The following is a 19,498-nucleotide window of genomic DNA, read 5'->3' on the forward strand; positions in this document are numbered from 1 at the left end:
GAAGGGCTGTCCCTCAGTCGCCCGTGTCCGGCGTGGGGTCGCGGGGGCCCATGCGGATGACCGCGTCGAGGGCGAGGATGCCGCGCGCATGTTCGCGGACCAGCACGGGATTGATCTCGGCCTCGATCACGCGCGGCTCCGCGGCGAGCTGCGACAGGGCGACGAGACCGTCGGCGAGGGCATCGAGATCGCCCTCCGGCGCCCCGCGATAGCCCCGCAGCAGTGCAAAACTCTTCACCGAGGCGATCATGGCGCGCGCCCCGTCACGCGAGACCGGGGCCGGGCTGACCGCGAGGTCGGCGAAGATTTCCGTCATCACGCCGCCGAGCCCGACGCTGACCATCGGGCCGGTGACCGGATCGCGGGTGAAGCCGAGAATGGCTTCGCCCAGGCCGCGCGCCATCTGCGCCACCATGTAGCCGCCGATCAGGGCCTCTGGCATGTGCTGGGCGAGATGGGTGCGCATGTCGAGAAGTGCGGCGGCCACGTCGCTGCGCCCGGCAAGGTTCAGCCGAACGGCGCCCGCCTCCGATTTGTGCGGCAGATCGGCCGACACCGCCTTCAAGACATAGGGCCCGGGAAAGGGCAGGTCGGCCAGAGGCTCGTCGGCCCCCACATGCAGGCTTTGGGGTCCGGCAATGCCGAGCGCCGCGAAGATGTCTGCCGCGGCGATCTCGTCGGCCAGCCCTTCGGGCAGCGCCGCGAGCCGCTCCGTGACGGCGTCGGGCAGGCGGGCGGGACCTGGCGGCGCCGGCGCGGGATCGGCGAGAAGCGCCGCAACGGCCTGGGCACAGCTTTCCACCGTCCGGAAGGCCGGCACGCCGCCATCGTTGAACAGCGCCAGGCTCTCGGGCGCGTGCGGCACCGGCATGGCGATCACCGGTGCGGCCTCCGGTCCAAGCTCGGCGACCGCGTCGAGGATGGGCCGGACGGCGATCTCGGGATTGAACTGGGCAGACGAGCCGATGGCGGCGACGATCAGGCCGGTCTCCGGATCGCTCGCCAGCGCGGCGACGACGGCCTTCATCGTCTCGTAGCGGGCCCCGGCGAAGGTGACGTCGACGATCGGCCCGGGCTTGATGGCGATCCCCTCGGCGCGAAGGGCGGCATCGGCGCGGGGCGACAGGCCGGCCAGCGCCGAGCCCTTGAGGGCTATGCCGTCATAGACCATGCCGCCGCCGCCGCCCGTCGTCGTCAGCACGGTGGCGCGCTTCGGACGTGATGCGAGCCGGGTGCGCAGGGACAGGGCGCCGGCGGTCTCGATCATGCCCTCGAAACTGTCGGCGACGACGATGCCGTGATGGGCGAGGAAGCTTGCCAGGGCGCGCGGCCCGCCGATCATCGCGCCCGTATGGGACTGGGCGAGCGCCCGGCCGGCTTCCGAGCGGCCGACGAGGAAGGCGGTGATCGGCTTGCCGAGGGCGCGGGCGCGCGCCGCGAAGGCCGCGACCCTTTCGGGCCGGCGCAGGGTCTCGACGAACAGCGCGAAGGAATCGAAGGCCTCATCCTCGACCAGCGCCTCGCCGAGTTCGCCGACGCCCAGCATCGCCTCGTTGCCGACGGAGACGAAGGCGCCGAAGCCGCGCCCCGTGGCGGCACCGCGCGACAGGATGGCGCCGATCACTGAACCCGATTGCGACAGCACCGCGGTGCGCCCCTGGGGCAGGGCGTCGATGGCGAAGGCGGCGTTGGTGGTGGCCGAAAAGCCGGCCGCCGATCCGACGACGCCGGTGGAGTTCGGCCCGATCAGCGCGACGCCGGCCTCGCGCGCCGCGGCGACGAGCCGGGCCTGCCGGGCGATGCCCTCGCCGCCGGATTCGGCAAAGCCGTCGGCCAGGACGGTGGCAACTTTAACGCCTGCGGCCGCGCAATCGGCAACGGCGCCGATCGCCCGCTCCGTATCGAGCAGGATGTAGGCGTGGTCCGGCACCTGCGGCAGGGCGGCGAGGCTGGGCCAGGCCCTTGCCCCCTGCACGGTCTCGCGGCGCGGATTGACCGGATAGACGGCGCCGGCATAGCCGTGACGGGCGAGAAACGCCTGCGGCCGGGCGGTCAGCCGGCCGGCGGTGTCGGAGGCGCCGATGATGGCGACGCTGCGCGGGCGCAGCAGGGCATCGACGAAGGCCGGGCCGCGTGCGCTGCCGGTCATGACCGGGCGTCCGACGGTGCCGGACGGGGCGGGCGTTGCGAGAACTTTTCGCCGAAGATTTCCTCGGCGATGCGGTTCTTCAGGATCTCGGTGCTGCCGCCGGCGATCATCCAGCCGCGGGTGCGGCGCAGGCAGTACTGGACGATATGGTCCTCGCCGAAGCCCAGCGCGCCCATCACCTGCAGCGCCTCGTTCGCGGCGAAATGGCCAGCCTCGTTGCAGGCGAGCTTGGCCATCGCCGTCTCCATGGCGGAGGGCAGGCCTTCACCGGCATTGATCACGGCCCGGGCCAGGAGCAGTTCGGCCGCATCGAGCTTCACCGCCATGTCGGCGAACTTCCACTGGATGCCCTGGAACTCGGCGAGGCGGCGGCCGAACTGGCGCCGCTCCAGCGCATGGTCACGGGCGACCTCGAAGGCGAGGCGGCCGACGGCGACGGCCCGCGAGGCGTTGCCCAGGCGCTCGACATTGAAGCCGGAGATCTGCTTCTTGAAGCCGCCGGGACCGAGCAGGACGTTCTCGGGCGGCACGTAGAGATTGTCGAAATAGAGCTGGCTCCAGCTCTCGCCATTCATGTAGCGGACCGGCTGGCCGACGCTGAAGCCCTCCATGTCGCGCTCGAGAATGACCGAGCCGATGCCCGAGACGCCGGGCCCGAAGCGGCAATAGCAGAGGATCAGGTCGGCGGAGCCCGAATGGGTGCCGAAGACCTTGGTCCCGTTCAGGCGGTAGCCGTCGCCGTCGGGCGTGGCGGTGGTCGCCAGTTCGGTCACGGCCGAACCGGCCTCCGGTTCGCTCATGCCGACCGAGATCACCGTCCGGCCGGCCAGCAGGCCCGGCAGCCAGCGCGCCCGCTGCTCGGCGGTGGCGAATTCCGACAGGGTGCGGATCGCGCCGAAATTGCCGGCCTGCACGACATCGGCGGAGCGGGGGCAGACCTGGGCAATCTCGCGGATGGCGATGACCGCGTCCATCAGCGTGCCGCCCTGGCCGCCATCGGCCTCGTCCATCATGATGCCCATCAGCCCCATGTCGACGAGCTTCTGCGTCGTGGCCGGATCGAGACCATCGGCATTGGCGCGGGCGACCCGGCCCTCGGCCAGTTCGGCCCGGGCGAATTTCGCGACCGCGTCGCGGAACATGATCTGCTCCGGCGTGTAGAGGCTGTCCATGGATCGTCCTTTCAGCGGGGTCTCAGCGCGACAGGGCGCGAACGACCGCGTCGGCGAAACCGGCCGTCGTTCCGTCGCCGCCGAGATCGGGCGTGTGGGTGGCAGGATCGGCGAGGGCGGCGGTCACCGCCGCCTCGATCGCCCTTGCGGCATCGGTCAGGAGCGGCTCGCCCCGCCGCGCGCCGAGCCATTCGAGGAGGAGGGCGGCCGAGAGGATGAGCGCCACCGGATTGGCGATGCCCCGGCCGGCTATGTCGGGCGCCGAGCCGTGGACGGCCTGCGCCACGGCGTGGTCGGCACCGACATTCAGCGCCGGGGCGAGACCCAGACCGCCGGCCAGTTCGCCGGCCTCGTCGGAGAGAATGTCGCCATACATGTTGGTGGTCACGACGACATCGTAGACGGAGGCATCGCGCACCAGATGCGCCGCCATCGCGTCGACGATCACCTCTTCGAGCGACACGGTCGGATAGTCCCCGGCCACATGGCGCACGGCCTCCAGGAACAGGCCGTCCGTCTGGCGCAACACATTGGCCTTGTGGACCGCCGTCACCTTGCGGCGACGATGCAGGGCGGCCTCGAAGGCGGCACGGGCGATCCGCTCGCAGGCGCTTCGGGTGATCTTGCGCACGGCCAGCGCCATGTCGGGGCTCGGCATGAACTCGCCGCTGCCGGCGAACATCGAGCGGTCGGCGTAGAAGCCTTCGGTGTTTTCCCGGTAGATCACCAGATCCATCCGCCGGGCGGCGCCCGGCAGGCGCGACACGCTGGGCCGGATATTGGCGTAGAGGTCGAGCCCGCGGCGAATGCGGGCCGAGGGATTGGGCTGCCCCTCGGCATATTCGTAGGTGGCGAGCGGCGCGAGGATGACGCCGTCGGCGGCGCGGATCCGCGCTTCGCTGGCATCGGAAAAGGTCGTGCCTTCCGCCGCGAAGGCCGCCAGCCCGACCGGTATCTCGCTGAAGGAGAGGCCGAGCCCGAAACATCGGTCCGCTGCCGCGAGTACGGCGAGGGTTGCCTCGGCGATCTCCGGGCCGATGCCGTCCCCCCTCAGAACCGCCAGATCGATCGCCATGACACGCCTCCCCATGCTGTTGTCCGGCAAATGTTCGGTTGACCGGACAATTGGTTTCGGGTTCATTCGCACGGAATGAAGGCGGGCGGCAAGCCTTGCGGCACACGGGTCGCCGCCAACGTCATCAGCGGACCAGAATGGGAGGAAACCAGCCGTGCTTCTGAAAGAGATCGGGGCCTATGTCGCGCGCGAGCGCAGCTCGGAGCTGTCGGACAAGACGATCCACCACGCCAAGCGCGCGGTGATCGACTGGTTCGCGGCGACCATGCCGGGGACCGCGCAGAACCCCGGGCCGATGCTGCGCGCCGCGCTCGCCGAGGAGATCGGCCATGGCTGCGCCATCGTGCTGCCGGGTGGCGCGTCGGCGCTGACCCGCACGGCCGCCTTTCTCAACGGCACCGCCGCCCACACCGCCGAGTTCGACGACATCCATCGCGACTCGGCCGTTCATCCCGGCTGTGCGACCATCGCGGCGGCGCTCGCCTGCGCCCAGACCACGAGCTGCGACGGCGAAACCTTCCTGCGCGGCGTGATCGCCGGCTTCGAGGTATCGACGCGCATCGGCCTTGCGATGACCCGCGAGCACTACAAGTTCTGGCACGCGACGGCGACGATCTCGACCTTCGGCGCGTCGGCGGCCGCGGCGCTGATCCTCGGCCTCGACGAGGACGAGACGGCCCACGCGCTGGCGACCGCCGCGACGATGGCGGCGGGGCTGCAGCAGGCGTTCCGGTCCGACGCCATGAGCAAGCCGATCCATGCCGGCCATGCCGCGGAAGCCGGCGTCACCAGCGCGATGGCGGCCGGCAAGGGCGTCACCGGGGCGCTCGACGTCCTCGACGGGCCGGTCGGCATGGGGGCCGCGATGAGCGGGCGGGCCGACTGGTCGAAGGCGACCGCCGGGCTCGGCAGCGCCTACAATATCGAGGTCATGACCTTCAAGAACCATGGCTGCTGCGGCCATACCTTCGCAGCCATCGACGGGGCGCTGGTGCTGAAGCAGCGGCACGGCATCGACGCCGCGGACATCGACAGCATCCATGTCGGCACCTACCGGCCGAGCGTCGACATCTGCAACCGGCCCGACCCGCAGACGCCGGTCGATTGCCGGTTCAGCCTCCACTACGTCGTCGCTCATGCGCTGGTCCACGGCTCGGTCCGCCTCGCCGCCTTCGAGCCCGACCGCATGGCGGACCGCGCGGTGCGCGATCTCCTGCCGAAGATCACGCTGGAGCTCGACGAGGACATCGACTCCCGCTTTCCGGGCCAGCGCGCGGCGCGGGTGACGATCGCCATGAGGAATGGCGAGCGCTTCAGCTTCCTGCAGCCGACCCGCAAGGGCGATCCGGACATGCCGCTGAGCGACGAGGAATTGTCCGACAAGTTCACCGAACTGGCCGGCTCCGTGCTGGCGGAAGCCGAAGCCGAGGCGCTGCTGGCGGCGCTCTGGGGGCTGGAGAAGCGGACCTCCCTCGACCTGCCGGGCCTCCAGGCGAAGCCGGCGCGCGCCAGCGTGGCCTGACCACCTTCCGATGCAACGAAAAAGGCCGGACCCTCGCGGGTCCGGCCTTTTTCCTGTCCGGCGTGCCGGCGTCAGGCGGGCGCCGTTCGGCGCCGGGCGAGCATGTCGCGGATGATCGGGAAGGCCAGGACCAGCAGCGTCAGCACCGCGATGGTGACCGAGATCGGCCGGGTGACGAAGACCAGCCAGTCGTTCTGCGAGATGAGCAGGGCCAGCCGCATGTTCTCCTCCGCCATGGGCCCGAGGATCAGGCCGAGCACGGCCGGGGCAAGCGGGAAGTCCAGCCGCTCCATGGCGTAGCCCAGAAGGCCGAAGCCCAGCATCATGTAGAGATCGAACATGGAATTGTTGATCGAGTAGACGCCGACGGCCGTCAGGCCGGCGATGAGGGGCACCAGCAGTACCCGCGGCAGTCGCAGCACATGGATGAACACGCGCGTGCCAATGATGCCGCCGATGAACATCAGCAGCGCCGAGGTCACGAACATCTGGATCATGAAGCCGTAGACGACGTCCGGATAGTCGCGGAACAGCGCCGGGCCGGGCCGCAGGCCATGGATCAGGAGGCCGCCGAGGATGACGGCGGCGACCGAACTGCCCGGCACGCCGAGGGTCAGGGCCGGCACGAGGGCTGCGGAATTGTCGGCATTGTTGCCGCATTCGCCGGCGGCGACGCCTTCCGGCGAGCCCTCGCCGAATTCGTCCGGCGTCTTGGATGCGCGCTTGGCCTCGTTATAGGACAGGAAGGCGGCGATGTTGCCGCCGGCGCCCGGAAGCAAGCCGACGATGACGCCAATGATCGACGAGCGCGTCCAGGTCTTCCACAGCCGGCGCCAGTCGTCGAACATGCCGTGGCTGGATTTCACCCGCAGCTTGTCGCGGCTGATGCCCGTCTTTACCGCCTCCTCGGCCATCGCGATGGCCGGCGGGATGGCGTAGAGGCCGGTCAGCAGCACGACGATGTTGAAGCCGTCATAGAGATTGATGTTGCCGAAGGTGAAACGCTGCGCGCCGGTGATCGTGTCGATGCCGATGCAGCCGATCAGGAGGCCGATGCAGGCGGACAGGACGCCCTTGATCGGGTTCTTGCCGACGAAGACGGCGATGGCCGACAGGCCGAAGATGCCGACCCAGAAATACTCCGCCGGGCCGAAGGCCAGGGTGACGCGGGCCAAAGGCGGCGCCAGCGTCATCAGGACGACGGCGCTGACCATGCCGCCGATGGCCGAGGAGACCACCGCGATCTGGAGGGCGCGCCCGGCCTCGCCCTTCTGGGCCATGGGGTAGCCGTCGAAGGTGGTGACGATCGAGGCCGGGGTGCCGGGAATGCGCAGCAGCACGGCCGGGATCGCGCCGCCATACATGGCGCCGTTGTAGATGCCGGCCATCATGCCGAGCCCGACCAGCGGATCGAGCCCGAAGGTCAGCGGAATGAGAACGGCGATGCCCATGGTCGCGGACAGGCCGGGCAGGGCGCCGATGGCGATGCCCAGCACCACGCCCGCCACCATGGCGAAGAGATTCGCTGGCTGGAAGACATAGGGAAGGGCGTGAAGGAGCGGTTCGAACACGTCAGGAACTCCGAATGGCCGCTGGTGTCAGTAGAACATGCCGTGCGGCAGCGGCCGCTCGAACACGAGGATGAAGACCACGTAGACCAGCACCAGGAAGCTCACCGTGGCGGCGGCCAGAAGGCGATAGTCCCGGAAGCCGAGAGCGAGGGCGAGGGCGACGATGAGGATGGCCGTCGCCACGAAATAGCCGAGGGTGCTGATGGCCACGACGTAGGAGATGAACGCCCCGAAGGTGATCAGGAAGTTCCGCGAATTGCGGAAGAAGGGCTGGTTCAGCTTGGGGTCCGTGGCCGCCGCGGGGGCCCGGCCGGACCGCAGCGGCACCGTGCGCAGGAGCATCAGGACCGCGCACAGGGCCATGACGGTGCTGATCATCCGCGGGAAGATCATCGACTTGAAGGGCAGCGAACCCGAGGCGACGAACACGCTGACCGCCAGCAGCAGCAGCGCCACCGCGCCAATTCTGTCCTTGATGTAAGTCATCCTAAGTATCCGTTATTAGATTCCGGCAGGAAGTCTCTGGCATACGCGATGTGTTCTTCGCGTCTTGGCGAGCTATCTTCCATCAATCGCATTTTCCGTGATTTCAATGTTTACATCTTCATATGATTATTCCACGCTATTGCGATTCTCGGCACAGTGCCGGGAAGCTCAGACCAGAAGCAGTGGAGGAAATCATGCGAATATTCAGGGCAATCGCGGCAGCGGGCCTGGCGGTGTCGGCGCTGGCCATGGGCGCGTCGGGCAGCGCCGCGGCCGAATATCCCGAGCGCAACGTCACCATGTATGTGGCCTACTCGCCCGGCGGTGGCACCGACGTCATGGCGCGCACCCTCATTCCCTATCTGGAGAAGTATCTGCTGGGCGACGGCTCCATCGTCGTCGAGAACAAGCCGGGCGCCGGTGGCGAGATCGGCTTCACCGCCATCGCGACCGCCGAGAATGACGGCTACAGCATCGGCATGATCAACGTGCCGGCCGTCGTCACGCCGCTGATCCAGCGCACGCCCGGCTACGACCTCGACAGCTTCGAAACCCTGGGCAATGTCGTTTCCGATCCCGGCACCATCGTCGTGCGCGAGGATTCCGAGTTCCAGACGCTGGACGATCTCGTGACCTATGTCCGCGAGAATCCCGGCTCGCTGCCGATCGGCAATTCCGCCATCGGCGGCTCGACCCATACGGCGCTGCTGCGCTTCCTCGGCATGGCCGATCTGGAAGTGACCCATGTGCCGTTCCCGGGCTCCGCGCCGAGCCGCACCGCGCTTCTGGGCGGGCATGTGGCCGCGTCGATCATGGGGCTCGGCGAGGCCGGCCCGTATCACCAGGAAGGCAAGCTGCGGATCCTCGGCACCATGGCGTCCGAGCGCTGGGACGAAGTGCCGGAGGCCCCGACCTTCAAGGAATTGGGCTATGACATCGTGGCCGGCTCCGATCGCGGCCTCGTCGCGCCGGCGGGCATTCCCGAGGATGCGGCCACGGCGCTGGCCGAGGCCGTGCGCCAGGCGGTCGCCGATCCGGAATTCCAGGAGGAGGCGCGCAAGCAGCTCCTGCCGCTGAACTACCTGCCGCCGAAGGAGCACCGGGAGCATCTCGCCGAGACCCTGACCAAGATGGAAGAGGTCTGGGAGCGCACGCCCTGGGGCAAGTGACGCCCTGACCCGGACACCCCTGCCGCATTCGCTGCGGCGGGGGAACGGTCCTGACGACTGCAGAGGCCGGCGGGCCCGCAACGCGGACGCGCCGGCGCTGCCGGACGTTGTCATGCGCATGTCTCTGCCGGCCTCGAGCAACCGTACACTCCTCCCACGGCCCGCCGGCTGAACGCCGGTCTGCGACCGTTTCCCGGCTCCAGACTACGACGGTATACAGAAGTCTACAAGAGGTGATCGGGCGTACAGCCGCGGTCAGCCGGGACTGCTCGCGCGCGCGATCAGCGTGGTGACGGCCTCCGGCGCTTCGTACGGGGCCCAGTGCCCGACACGCGGCAGCACGGTCTGGCGCGCGGATGGCAGCACGTCGCGCAGGATCGCAAGGCGCTCCCCATGTTGCGGGGAGACGACGTCGTGCTCGCCGTAGATCGCGGTCAGCGGGCAGGCGATGCGGGCGAGGGCATCGCCGAGCGCGGTGCTGCGGGAGATGAGACGGCTGGGCGTGCGCGCCCGCGGGACGTTCAGCGCCTGGATGCGAACCGCCAGGTCGTCGATCAGCGCGGCATCGTGGATCATCATGGCGGCGAGATTGTCCCGATGGGCCGCCATGAGCGACGCCTCGGTCGGGTGATTGCGGACCGACCGCGTGGCCAGGGGCCCGGTCGGCAGCAGCCCGAGGCCCGGCGCGCCGACGATCACCAGGGCGGTGGCCGAGGGGCCGAGCTGCGCCGCCATGGTCGCCGCAATGACGCCGCCGAAGGAGAAGCCGGCAAGGGCAACCGGCCGTTCCCCGCAGATCGTGGTCAGACCGGCCAGCACCGGTGCGGCGACGGCTTCGGCCGCGGCGGTGCCCGCCGCCGGAGCGTCGTCGAGGCCGGCGGATTCCCCGAAGCCGGGCAGGTCCGGCACAAGGAGCCGGTGATGCCGGGCCAGGGCGGGGATCGCCTGCAGCCAGTGCAGCCAGGAACCATGCCCGCCGTGCAGCAGCGCCAGCGGCGGCCCGTCGCCGAAGACCCGCCAGGCCATCGTGCCGGCGCCGCAAGGCGTCTCGATCCGCGTGCCCGCCGCTTCCACGGCGGCAATCACCGCATCCGGGTCCTGATGCCGGCGGCCGGCGAGCATCGCCGCCGCGTGGTCCAGGGGGTCCTGTTGCATCGTCTGGTCAGTCCTTCACTGCGGGGTCGACGGGTGGCGCGGCAGACATGCGGGTCCCGCGACAGGCCGTGCGACGGGGGCGGGATCGGTGCGCCGAGCGCCCATGCGGTTGATTGTATCCTATTGTGTTCTGTCGTGCGCTTTGTCTATGTTGCCACGACGCGATGCGGGAGGTCCATGCAGGGCGACAGGCAGCCGGCACCGGCTGCCGTCGCTTTCGGGAGCGCATCGACGGCACGATTTTCCGAGTGGAGGAGAAGACAATGAGCTTACGTACCAAGATCGCGGCAGCGCTGGCGGGCACGCTGATGCTGGCCGGCGCGGCCCATGCCCAGGGTTATCCCGAGCGGGACATCACCGTCATCGTCGGCTACTCCGCCGGCGGCGGCACCGACGTGATGGCGCGCACCGTGGCGCCGTTCCTCGAGAAATATCTCGGCAACGGCGTGTCCGTGGTCGTGGAGAACAAGCCGGGCGCCGGCGGCGAACTGGGCTTTACCGCGATCGCCAATGCCAATCCCGACGGCTACACGATCGGGATGCTGAACATCCCGTCCTTCATCAACCCGATCATCGAGCGCGAGCCCGACTACACGATCGATTCCTTCGAGCCGGTCGCCAATATCGTCTCCGACGGCACCACGCTGGTCGTGCGCGAGGACAGCCAGTTCAAGTCGCTGGATGACTTCATTGCCTATGTGAAGGAGAATCCGGGCGTGATGCCGGTCGGCAATTCCTCGCTCGGCGGCGCCACCCATACCTCGCTGCTGCGGGTTCTGACGCCGAACGATCTGGAAGTGACCCATGTGCCGTTCCCGGGCGCCGCGCCGAGCCGCACGGCGCTGCTCGGCGGTCACGTCGCCGCCTCGGTGATGGGGATCGGCGAGGCCGCGCCTTACGTGGCCGACGGCACGCTGCGGGCGCTGGCGACGATGCGCGCGGAACGCTGGGACCAGCTGCCGGACGTGCCGACCTTCAAGGAACTGGGCTATGACGTGGTGGCCGGCTCCGATCGCGGTCTCGCCGCTCCGGCCGGCATTCCCGACGAAGCCCGCGACGCCCTGGTCACGGCCGTCGACAAGATGATGCAGGACGAGGAGTTCCAGGCGGCTGCCAAGAAGCAGGACCTGCCGCTGAACTTCCTGCCGCCGAAGGAATACGGCGAGCACATGCGCTCCACCAAGGAGCAGATGCAGGCGCTCTGGGAAAAGGCGCCCTGGATCCAGTAATTCGAGACCAGATTGCCAACCGAGCACGGCCCCCCGTCCGCGGGGGGCCGTTTGCATCAACGGATCAGGACGACGACCATGCAGGACAGTAACGCAGCCATTCTCTGCGACGTGGCGGACGGCATCGCGACCGTCACCCTCAACCGGCCGGACAAGCGCAACGCCATCGACGACGCGACGCGCGTCCTGTTGATCGACATTCTCGAACGGCTGAACGTCCAGGAGGAGGTCCGGGCCATCGTCCTCACGGGAGCCGGCAGCGCGTTCTGCGCCGGCGGCGACATTGCCGGCATGAAAGCGCGGCTCGACGCCCCGATCGGCCAGGTCGGCATCAATGGCTGGAAGCGGCAGAAATCGACGCACCGGGCCATCTCGACGATGAACAATATTGACAAGCCGACGATCGCGGCGGTCAACGGACCGGCCTCGGGCCTCGGCTGCGATCTGGCGCTGGCCTGCGACTTCGTCATGGTCTCGGCAGAGGCGAGCTTCGCCATGGCCTATCGCAAGCGCGGCCTGATCCCGGATGGCGGCGGCCTGTATTTCCTGCCGCGGCGGGTCGGCCTGCCGCGCGCCAAGGAGTTGATCTATTCGGCCCGCACGGTCGCGGCGGAGGAGGCGCTGGCCATCGGGCTGGCCGACCGGCAGGCGGCGGGCGCGCTTCTGGACGAGGCGCGCGCCTGGGCCGGGGAACTGACCCGCGGCTCGATGATCGCCATGGCGTTGTCCAAATCGATCCTCAACCGCGCCCTCGACCTGCCGGCCGAGCAGATCTTCGCCCTCGGCTCGGAGGCCCAGTCGATCTGCTACGCCTCCGACGAGCACCGCGACGCGGTGCGCGCCTTCCTCGACAAAAAGAGCGCCAAGTGACCGGCGCCGGTCTGGCGAGCCCGCCATTCGAGGGGCTGAAGGTCGTCGAGCTCGCGCAGGGCGTCGCCGCACCCTATTGCGGCATGATGCTCGCCCAGAACGGCGCCAGCGTCACCAAGATCGAGCCCATCGGCTATGGCGACTGGAGCCGCGGCCTCGGCAAGCGGGTGGACGACTTTTCCGCCGAGGCAATCGTCCTCAATCGCGGCAAGCGCTCGCTGGCCCTCAATCTGAAGGCGCCGGAGGGGCGCGAGACGGCGCTGCGGCTCCTGGAGCAGGCGGATGTGGTGATCGAGAATTACCGGCCCGGCGTTACCAGCCGGCTCGGACTGGACTATGCCAGCGTGGCGGCCCGCAATCCGTCCGTCGTCTATGCCACCGTCACCGGCTTCGGCGAGACCGGCCCGAACAAGGACCTGCCGGCCACCGACACGGTGATGCAGGGCTACACCGGCTTCATGTCGATCAACCGCGATCTCGCCGGCGTGCCGCGCCGGCTCAACATGCTGGCGATCGACATCTCCACCGGACTCTATCTCGCCCAGGCCGTGTCGGCGGCGCTCTACCGCAAGGCGGTCAAGGGCGAGGGCACGCATCTGCGCACCAGCCTCCTGGAATGCGCCATGGCCTTTCAGGAGGCGCGGATCGTCGCCGAGATCTTCGATGGCGCGGCGGTCAAGCCGGTCGGGGCGCCGGTCGGCACCTTCCCGACGGCCGACGGCTATCTGAGCCTCAATGCCCGGCGCGATGCGCATTTCGCCAAGCTGGTGACCATTACCGGCACGCCGGAATGGCTGGAGGATGCGCGCTTTGCCTCCGAACAGCAGCGCGTCGCCAATGCGGCGGATCTCAACGCGCTGGTCGCCCCGCATGTCGCCGCGCATCCAACGCGCTGGTGGCAGGAGAAACTGTCCGAGGCCGATATCCTGCACGCCAAGGTGCACGATTACCGCGAGCTGATGGAGGACCCGCAGGTCGTCGAGATGGAAGCGATCGGCTGGGCCGAGCTGAACGGCCTCGGCCGTCTGCCGGCGACCCGGCTTCCGGGCCTGGCGAAGCCGTCGGAGCGCGATGCGGCGCTCGCCACACCGCCCAGGGTGGGGGAAGGCGGCCGTGCGGCACTGGCCGAGGCCGGCTTCGACGAGGCCGAGATCGCGGCGCTTTCCGCCAGCGGCGCGGCGGCTTTCGCCTGAACCGGGCGAAGCGGCGCGATCAGCCCAGCGACGGGGCGTCCGGCGTCAGACGACGGATGGGCGCTCCGGCCTGGAAGGCGGCGATGTTCTCGACCATCTGGCGGTAGAACACGCCCATGTTCTCGCGCGAGACATAGCCGACATGGGGCGTCAGGACGAGATTCGGCACGCGGCGCAGTGGATCGTCCGCCGGCAGTGGCTCTTCGTCATAGACATCGATGGCGGCCCCGGCGATCCGGTTGCTCTGCAGTGCCGCGACCAGCGCAGGCCTCTCGACCAGCCCCGCCCGGGCCGCGTTGACCAGAAAGGCCGAGGGCCGCATCGCGCTGATCGCCGCCGCGTCGACGATGTGCCGGGTTCGCTCCGACAGGGTCAGATGCACCGTCACCACGTCCGCGGTCGCGAAGAGTTCGTGCTTGGAAACGCGGCGGGCGCCGCCGGCCGCGGCCGCTTCGTCGGTCAGGTTCTGGCTCCAGGCGACGACCTCCATGCCGAAGGCCGGCGCGATCGCCGCAACGCGGTTGCCGAGGCGGCCGAGGCCGACCACGCCGAGGCGCCTCCCGGCCAACAGTGTGCCGAGCCCGGTCTGCCAGCCGCCGGCCTTCATCGCCGCGTCGTTCTGCGGGATGCGCTGGGCAAGGGCGAGGATCAGTGCCCAGGTGAGTTCCACCGTGCCGCCACCATGGCTCTCGGTGCCGCAGACGATGATGCCGCGCTCGGCAGCCGCGTCGAGATCGATCCGCATGTTGCGGCGTCCGGCGGTGACGATGAGGCGGAGATCGGGCAGTGCCGCGATGACGCTGCGGGGCAGGGCGGTGCGCTCGCGCATCAGGCAGACCGCATCGAAGCCGGCCAGCGCCTGTGCGAGATCCGCCTCGCGGATGTGGTGGGTGACGAAGGTGATGTCGGCGTCGAGTTGGTCCCAGTCCGCCAGGTCGCGGGCCGTGTCCAGCCAGTCGTCGAGTATGGCGATCTTCATCGTCAGTCTCCTGGGATCGTTCCGGTCTTGTGCGCGCCGACAGCGGTCGGTTCGTCGAGGGGCAGCGCCGCCGGGCGGCGGCGACGGATGTTGAGGACGATGATCGTCGCCACGAAGATGATCGCGGTGCCGACGAAGGTCCACAGGGTCGGGCTTTCGCCGAAGACCACGAAGCCGATGGCCGCGGCCGCCGGCACGCGGATGAAATCGATCGGCGTGACGACGGTCATGTCGCCGTATTTGACGGCGAGCGAGGACATCAACTGCCCGGCCGAGCCGCAGATTGCCATGAGGCAGAGCCAGGCCAGCTGGGTCAGCGTCGGCGTCTGCCACCACAGGATCGCGGGGCCCACCAGGATCACCGCGCAGATGGCGGAGAAATAGAACAGGATCCGCGCCACCGGCTCGGTCCGGGTCAGCTTCTTGATGAAGACCAGCGCCAGGCTCGACGAGGCGGCGCCGGCCAGCGCGATGATCATGCCGTGATGGATGCCCGATTGCGGTTGCACCACGACGAGCACTCCGCCGAAGCCGGACACGGTGGCAAAACCGCCCAACCAGCCAACGACCTCGCCGAAGGCCAGATAGGAGGTCAGCATCGACCAGAGCGGCCGGGTGAAGGACAGCGCCGTTGCATCGGCCAGCGGCAGGACGGTGATGGCGTAGAAGGTGCAGGCCATCATGCCGAGGCCGAAGACGGTGCGGCAGATATGGGCGCCGGGGCGCTGGGTGCGCAGACCGGACAGGCCGATGCGATGCATGGCGAGCGGCGCGGCGATCGACAGGATCAGGATCACCCGCAGGAACAGGATCATCACCACCGGCAGGTCCTGGCCGAGATGCTTGACCAGTGACCCCTGCACTGTCAGCACCAGGGCGCTGCCCAGCATCCACAGGGCGCCGACGAGATTGGGAGCCAGACCTTTCACCGCGGGCAGCCCGTCACGACCAACGCGGGCGGCGGTGCCGGCCAAGGGACGATCCGACCGGTGCGACGGCGGCGACGATCGGCATCGAGGACATGGCAGACAAGGCGGACCCTTCGCGCATTGCGGGGCATGCTTGCCCATTTGTACGGATGTTATTATCAATCATACCAATCGCGGTCGGGATGTCCAGCCGACCGGAGCCCTCTCGATCCCCTGGAGACGCCCATCATGCTCGGCAGCCCGGACACGAAACTTCCCGTCCGCACCCTCGTCTTCGCGCCGCTGGTCGATGCGTCCTACGGATTTCTGGCCGCCGGTTGCGAGGCGAGGGACCTCCGCGACCGGATCGGCGAATTCGACGCCGACTTCATGCCGCAGGCCGAGCGGGAGGCCGTCGGCGCGGTCGTGACCAGCGGCATTGTCGGCTTCACCGCGGCGCAGATGGATCTCTTGCCGAATCTCAAGCTGATCGCCTGTTTCGGCGTCGGCTACGAGAATGTCGATCTCGCCGCCGCGACCGAGCGCGGCATCGCCGTGACCAACGCGCCGGCGACCAATGGCGAGACGGTGGCCGACCATACGGTCATGCTGATGCTGGCCGCGGCGCGGGGGCTGCCGGAGGTGATGGGTGCGGCGCGCGAGGGACGCTGGAACGAGGCCCGCAAGCGCTACCGGCCGACCCTCAACGGCGCCCGGGTCGGCATGCTGGGGCTGGGAGCGATCGGCCAGGCCATCGCGACGCGGGCCAGTGCCTTCAACGCGTCGATCAACTACACCACCCGCAGCGAAAAGACCGGTGTTCCCTATCGCTACATTCCCGACGTTCTGACGCTGGCCAAGGAGAGCGACTTCCTCGTCGTGGCGATCCCCGGCGGCAAGGAGACCCGCCATCTCATCGGCCGTGAGGTGCTGGACGCGCTCGGACCGGACGGCATCCTGGTCAATATCGGCCGTGGGTCGGTGGTGGATTCGCAGGCGCTCGCCGCGGCGCTCAAGGACGGGCGCATCCATGCGGCGGGTGTCGACGTGCTCGAGGAGGAGCCCGAGATCCCGGCGGCGCTCCTCGACGCGCCCAATTTCGTCGTCACGCCGCATATGGCGGGCCGCTCGCCCATTGGCCTGCGCCGCCAGTGCGAGCGGGCTCTCGACAATCTGGACCGGCTGCTGCGCGGCGACGTCTTTGCCTGCCGCGTCGCGTGACGTAAGAGGGGCTTGCGGGACGCGCGCGCCGGCAGGGCGCGCCGCCGACCGATGGACGATGCTGCTTCGCCCGGATGGCGAGGCTGGGCCGCAGGAATGAAGATGGCGATGGGAACGGACCCGCTCGGCCTGGCCGGACAGCCGCCGCGCTATCTGCGGATCGCGCAGGCGCTGGCCGCCGACATCGCCGATGGCCGCTATGCGGTCGGCGGCATGCTGCCGACCGAGGCCGAGCTCTGCGTGCTCCACGGCGTCAGCCGGTCGACGATCCGCGAGGCGCTGCGCCGGCTGGCGGCGCTCGGCCTCGTCTCCCGGACCCAGGGCATCGGCACCCGCGTCGAGCAGCGCCACGCCAAGTCGACCTACATCATGTCCGCCCAGTCGGTGGAAAAGGTCATGCAATACGCGGCCGAGACGGAGTTCTCGGTCCGGTCGATCGACGAGATCACCGCGGACGAGAGCTTCGTTGCCCGGATGGGCGGCCGGATCGGCGAGCGCTGGGTGGCGTTCTGCGGCACCCGCGCCGTGCCCGGCGACAACCAGGGCGCCTTCTGCCGCACCTGCGCCTATGTCGCCGGCCGGTTCGGCGAGGTTCGCAGGTCGATCGCGCTCGGCGGGCCGCCGCTGACGACGCCGATCTACCAGACCGTCGCCGATACCTACGGCCTGGCCATCGGCGAAATCCGCCAGACGATGCGCGCCGAGGCCGCGGGCGAGGAGGATGCCGAGCTGCTGAACGTGGCGGCCGGTTCGCCGATTCTGCACATCGTGCGCCAGTACATCACCGCCGACGGCGAGACGATGGAGGTCTCGACCAACACCTATCCGGCCGGTCGCTTCGAATATTCGATGCGCCTGCGGCTCTCGACGGGTGGCGGCAGCAGCGACGACTGATCCGCGCCCGGCTGCGTGAGGGGGCAAGCCGTGTCCGGCTCTTCAGTCGGCGGGCAGCGCGGCGAGGATGTCGGCAAAGCGGGTGGCGACCGGCGGCAGGTTGCCCGATCGCCGGGTGAGCAGCGCGAAGCTGCGCGACAGGGTCGTCTCCGGCAGGGCGATCTCGGTCAGGATCCCCAGCGAATTGCGCCCCACGAAGGTCAGGAGATCGAGTTCGGCCACCATCTCCGGCAGGGCCGAGATCGAGCTGGTCTCCACCCGCGCCTGGGGTGGGGGCAGGCCGTTCTGGACGAAGATCCGGTCGAGCCAGGCGCGGGTGCCGATCGAGCGCGACGGCAACACCCATTTCTCGCCGGCGAGATCGGCAAGGCTCGCCCCGCCTTTCGCCAGCCGGTGCGAGGGGCTGGCCGCGACCACCATCTCGTCGCGGTAGATGGTGCGGGCGTCGAATTCGCTGTGGGCCCGCGGGTCGACCGGGGCGATCACGAGGTCGCATTCGCCGGCCCGCAGATGCGCCTGCAGGACGTCGCTCATGCTCACGGTCAGCGCGATGTCGACGCCCGGCGCCACCGCCGTCAGCATGCGGCAGGCGCGGGGCAGCACGTGGTTGACGATGGTCGTGCCCGAACCGATGCGCAGCGTGCCGGCCTCGCCGCGCGCCACTTCGCCGACCTCCCGCGACACCGCTTCGGCTTCCTGGCGCAGGTGACGCGCCTTTTCCAGAAGGATCGCGCCCACCGGCGTCAGGCGCTTGCCGCGGCCGGTGCGGTCGAAGAGCTTCGCCCCGATCTGCTGTTCCAGCCGGCGCACGGCCTTGGTCAGCGCCGGCTTGGTCCGGCCGACCTCGGCGGCGGCCTCTTCATAGGAGGCGCGCGTCGCGACGGATTCGAAGAAGGCGAGATCGCGCAATTCCATTGGACACCGAAAGTTACCGTTCAGGCGAAACTAGTGCATGGAAAGATAACGGGCAATGACGCATGACTGGGGCATCGAATGCCATGCCGCCCGGGAGCGAGGGCGGCTGTCGCAGCGGCGGTGCAGCCTCGCGCGCCCGCCTCGCAAGGAGGAAGAGCCATGACCAAGCATGACAAGAACATCGTCGCCGAAGACCCGATGGCGGTTCTGAAGACCAAGAACTACACGACCGACATCGCGTCGATGAAGGACAAGGTCAGCGAAGCGGAATGGGAAGCGCGGGTGAACCTCGCCGCGGCCTACCGGCTCGTCGCTCTGTGGGGCATGGACGAGATGATCGCCAACCACATCTCGGTGCGCGTGCCGGGCGAGGAGGACACCTTCCTCATCAATCCCTATGGCTATTTCTACGAGGAGATCACGGCGTCGAGCCTGATCAAGATCGACCTCGACGGCAATGTCGTCCAGAAGCCCGACTTCGACTACGAGCCGAACCGTGCCGGCTTCGTCATCCACAGCGCCATCCACCGGGCGCGCGAGGACGCGCATTGCGTCATCCACACCCATACGCCCGCCGGCATGGCGGTCTCGACGATGAAATGCGGCCTGCTGCCGCTGACCCAGACGGCGATGCGCTTCGCCACGATCGGCTATCACGACTACCAGTCGGTCGCCGTCGATCTCGCCGAGCAGGAATCCATCGTTGCCGATCTCGGTGATTCAGACCTTCTCATCCTGCGCAATCACGGCCTCCTGACGGTGGCGCCGTCCGTCGCCCAGGCCTTCTCGAACATCTACCGGGCCGAGCTGGCCTGCAAGGTGCAGGTGATGGCGATGTCGGCCAATACCGAGATCGGCACGCCGCCGGAAGCGATCATCGAAAAGACCAACGCGCTCTACAGGCCGGAGACGCGCCGCCCGTTCGGCGTCCTGGAATGGCCGGGCCTGCTGCGCAAGCTGGACCGGATCGACCCGTCCTTCCGGACCTGA

General features: G+C 69.0%; 17 protein-coding genes. 8 read left to right on the top strand and 9 right to left on the bottom strand.

Annotated elements, in window-relative coordinates; all coding sequences use genetic code 11:
- Nucleotides 1-13 precede the first annotated feature (13 nt).
- Genes H9Q09_RS17025 through H9Q09_RS17035 form a run of 3 tightly spaced genes read right to left on the bottom strand, consistent with a single transcriptional unit; the run spans nucleotide 14 to nucleotide 4,396 of the window.
- Nucleotides 14-2,149, bottom strand: a complete 2,136-nt coding sequence (locus H9Q09_RS17025; protein ID WP_187392021.1) for an acetate--CoA ligase family protein — start codon at nucleotides 2,147-2,149, stop codon at nucleotides 14-16.
- Nucleotides 2,146-3,321 (bottom strand): acyl-CoA dehydrogenase family protein, encoded by a 1,176-nt coding sequence (locus H9Q09_RS17030; protein ID WP_187392022.1) that lies wholly within the window; start codon nucleotides 3,319-3,321, stop codon nucleotides 2,146-2,148. Before H9Q09_RS17030 ends, H9Q09_RS17025 begins: the two co-directional genes overlap by 4 nt.
- A gap of 22 nt (nucleotides 3,322-3,343) precedes the next feature.
- Nucleotides 3,344-4,396 (bottom strand): isocitrate/isopropylmalate family dehydrogenase, encoded by a 1,053-nt coding sequence (locus tag H9Q09_RS17035; RefSeq protein WP_210315411.1) that lies wholly within the window; start codon nucleotides 4,394-4,396, stop codon nucleotides 3,344-3,346.
- A 154-nt stretch (nucleotides 4,397-4,550) separates the two neighbouring features.
- On the opposite strand from H9Q09_RS17035, the gene H9Q09_RS17040 reads away from it, so the two are divergent.
- A complete protein-coding gene (locus H9Q09_RS17040) occupies nucleotides 4,551-5,918 on the top strand; it encodes an MmgE/PrpD family protein (RefSeq protein ID WP_187392023.1) in 1,368 nt (455 codons plus the stop codon).
- Nucleotides 5,919-5,989: 71 nt separating this feature from the next.
- On the opposite strand, the gene H9Q09_RS17045 is transcribed toward H9Q09_RS17040, so the two are convergent.
- On the bottom strand, nucleotides 5,990-7,489 hold the full coding sequence (locus H9Q09_RS17045; protein ID WP_024352109.1) for a tripartite tricarboxylate transporter permease: 1,500 nt from the start codon (nucleotides 7,487-7,489) through the stop codon (nucleotides 5,990-5,992).
- A gap of 27 nt (nucleotides 7,490-7,516) precedes the next feature.
- Complete coding sequence (locus tag H9Q09_RS17050) at nucleotides 7,517-7,975, bottom strand: tripartite tricarboxylate transporter TctB family protein (protein ID WP_187392024.1); 459 nt, start codon at nucleotides 7,973-7,975, stop codon at nucleotides 7,517-7,519.
- A 194-nt stretch (nucleotides 7,976-8,169) separates the two neighbouring features.
- Here H9Q09_RS17050 and H9Q09_RS17055 point away from each other — a divergent pair, with 194 nt between their 5' ends.
- Nucleotides 8,170-9,144 (top strand): tripartite tricarboxylate transporter substrate binding protein, encoded by a 975-nt coding sequence (locus H9Q09_RS17055; protein ID WP_187392025.1) that lies wholly within the window; start codon nucleotides 8,170-8,172, stop codon nucleotides 9,142-9,144.
- 255 nt (nucleotides 9,145-9,399) lie between these two features.
- Here the strand turns inward: H9Q09_RS17055 and H9Q09_RS17060 are convergent, their stop codons facing one another.
- Complete coding sequence (locus tag H9Q09_RS17060) at nucleotides 9,400-10,299, bottom strand: alpha/beta hydrolase (RefSeq protein ID WP_187392026.1); 900 nt, start codon at nucleotides 10,297-10,299, stop codon at nucleotides 9,400-9,402.
- Nucleotides 10,300-10,562: 263 nt separating this feature from the next.
- Here H9Q09_RS17060 and H9Q09_RS17065 point away from each other — a divergent pair, with 263 nt between their 5' ends.
- The 3 genes from H9Q09_RS17065 to H9Q09_RS17075 all read left to right on the top strand — a co-directional run bounded on the left by H9Q09_RS17065 (nucleotide 10,563) and on the right by H9Q09_RS17075 (nucleotide 13,591).
- On the top strand, nucleotides 10,563-11,528 hold the full coding sequence (locus H9Q09_RS17065) for a tripartite tricarboxylate transporter substrate binding protein (RefSeq protein WP_187392027.1): 966 nt from the start codon (nucleotides 10,563-10,565) through the stop codon (nucleotides 11,526-11,528).
- A gap of 78 nt (nucleotides 11,529-11,606) precedes the next feature.
- The gene (locus H9Q09_RS17070) at nucleotides 11,607-12,398 is read left to right on the top strand and encodes an enoyl-CoA hydratase-related protein (protein WP_187392028.1); all 792 of its coding nucleotides are present in this window, start codon (nucleotides 11,607-11,609) and stop codon (nucleotides 12,396-12,398) included.
- Entirely contained in the window at nucleotides 12,395-13,591 is a 1,197-nt protein-coding gene (locus H9Q09_RS17075) for a CoA transferase (protein ID WP_187392029.1), read from the top strand. The genes H9Q09_RS17070 and H9Q09_RS17075 overlap by 4 nt, the downstream gene beginning before the upstream one ends.
- Before the next feature lie 19 nt (nucleotides 13,592-13,610).
- Here the strand turns inward: H9Q09_RS17075 and H9Q09_RS17080 are convergent, their stop codons facing one another.
- Both H9Q09_RS17080 and H9Q09_RS17085 read right to left on the bottom strand, forming a co-directional pair.
- A complete protein-coding gene (locus H9Q09_RS17080) occupies nucleotides 13,611-14,570 on the bottom strand; it encodes a D-2-hydroxyacid dehydrogenase family protein (RefSeq protein ID WP_187392030.1) in 960 nt (319 codons plus the stop codon).
- Between the two features lie 2 nt (nucleotides 14,571-14,572).
- Nucleotides 14,573-15,544, bottom strand: a complete 972-nt coding sequence (locus H9Q09_RS17085) for a DMT family transporter (protein ID WP_187392031.1) — start codon at nucleotides 15,542-15,544, stop codon at nucleotides 14,573-14,575.
- A 183-nt stretch (nucleotides 15,545-15,727) separates the two neighbouring features.
- Here H9Q09_RS17085 and H9Q09_RS17090 point away from each other — a divergent pair, with 183 nt between their 5' ends.
- Together H9Q09_RS17090 and H9Q09_RS17095 are read left to right on the top strand one after the other, a co-directional pair.
- Complete coding sequence (locus tag H9Q09_RS17090; RefSeq protein ID WP_187392032.1) at nucleotides 15,728-16,699, top strand: 2-hydroxyacid dehydrogenase; 972 nt, start codon at nucleotides 15,728-15,730, stop codon at nucleotides 16,697-16,699.
- 102 nt (nucleotides 16,700-16,801) lie between these two features.
- The gene (locus H9Q09_RS17095; protein WP_187392033.1) at nucleotides 16,802-17,593 is read left to right on the top strand and encodes a GntR family transcriptional regulator; all 792 of its coding nucleotides are present in this window, start codon (nucleotides 16,802-16,804) and stop codon (nucleotides 17,591-17,593) included.
- Between the two features lie 42 nt (nucleotides 17,594-17,635).
- Here H9Q09_RS17095 and H9Q09_RS17100 read toward each other — a convergent pair whose 3' ends face one another.
- On the bottom strand, nucleotides 17,636-18,508 hold the full coding sequence (locus H9Q09_RS17100; protein ID WP_187392034.1) for a LysR family transcriptional regulator: 873 nt from the start codon (nucleotides 18,506-18,508) through the stop codon (nucleotides 17,636-17,638).
- 198 nt (nucleotides 18,509-18,706) lie between these two features.
- Here H9Q09_RS17100 and H9Q09_RS17105 point away from each other — a divergent pair, with 198 nt between their 5' ends.
- Nucleotides 18,707-19,498, top strand: a complete 792-nt coding sequence (locus H9Q09_RS17105; RefSeq protein WP_024352121.1) for a class II aldolase/adducin family protein — start codon at nucleotides 18,707-18,709, stop codon at nucleotides 19,496-19,498.

Source organism: Aurantimonas sp. DM33-3 (assembly GCF_014334315.1).
GTDB classification, from domain to species: domain Bacteria; phylum Pseudomonadota; class Alphaproteobacteria; order Rhizobiales; family Rhizobiaceae; genus Aurantimonas; species Aurantimonas coralicida.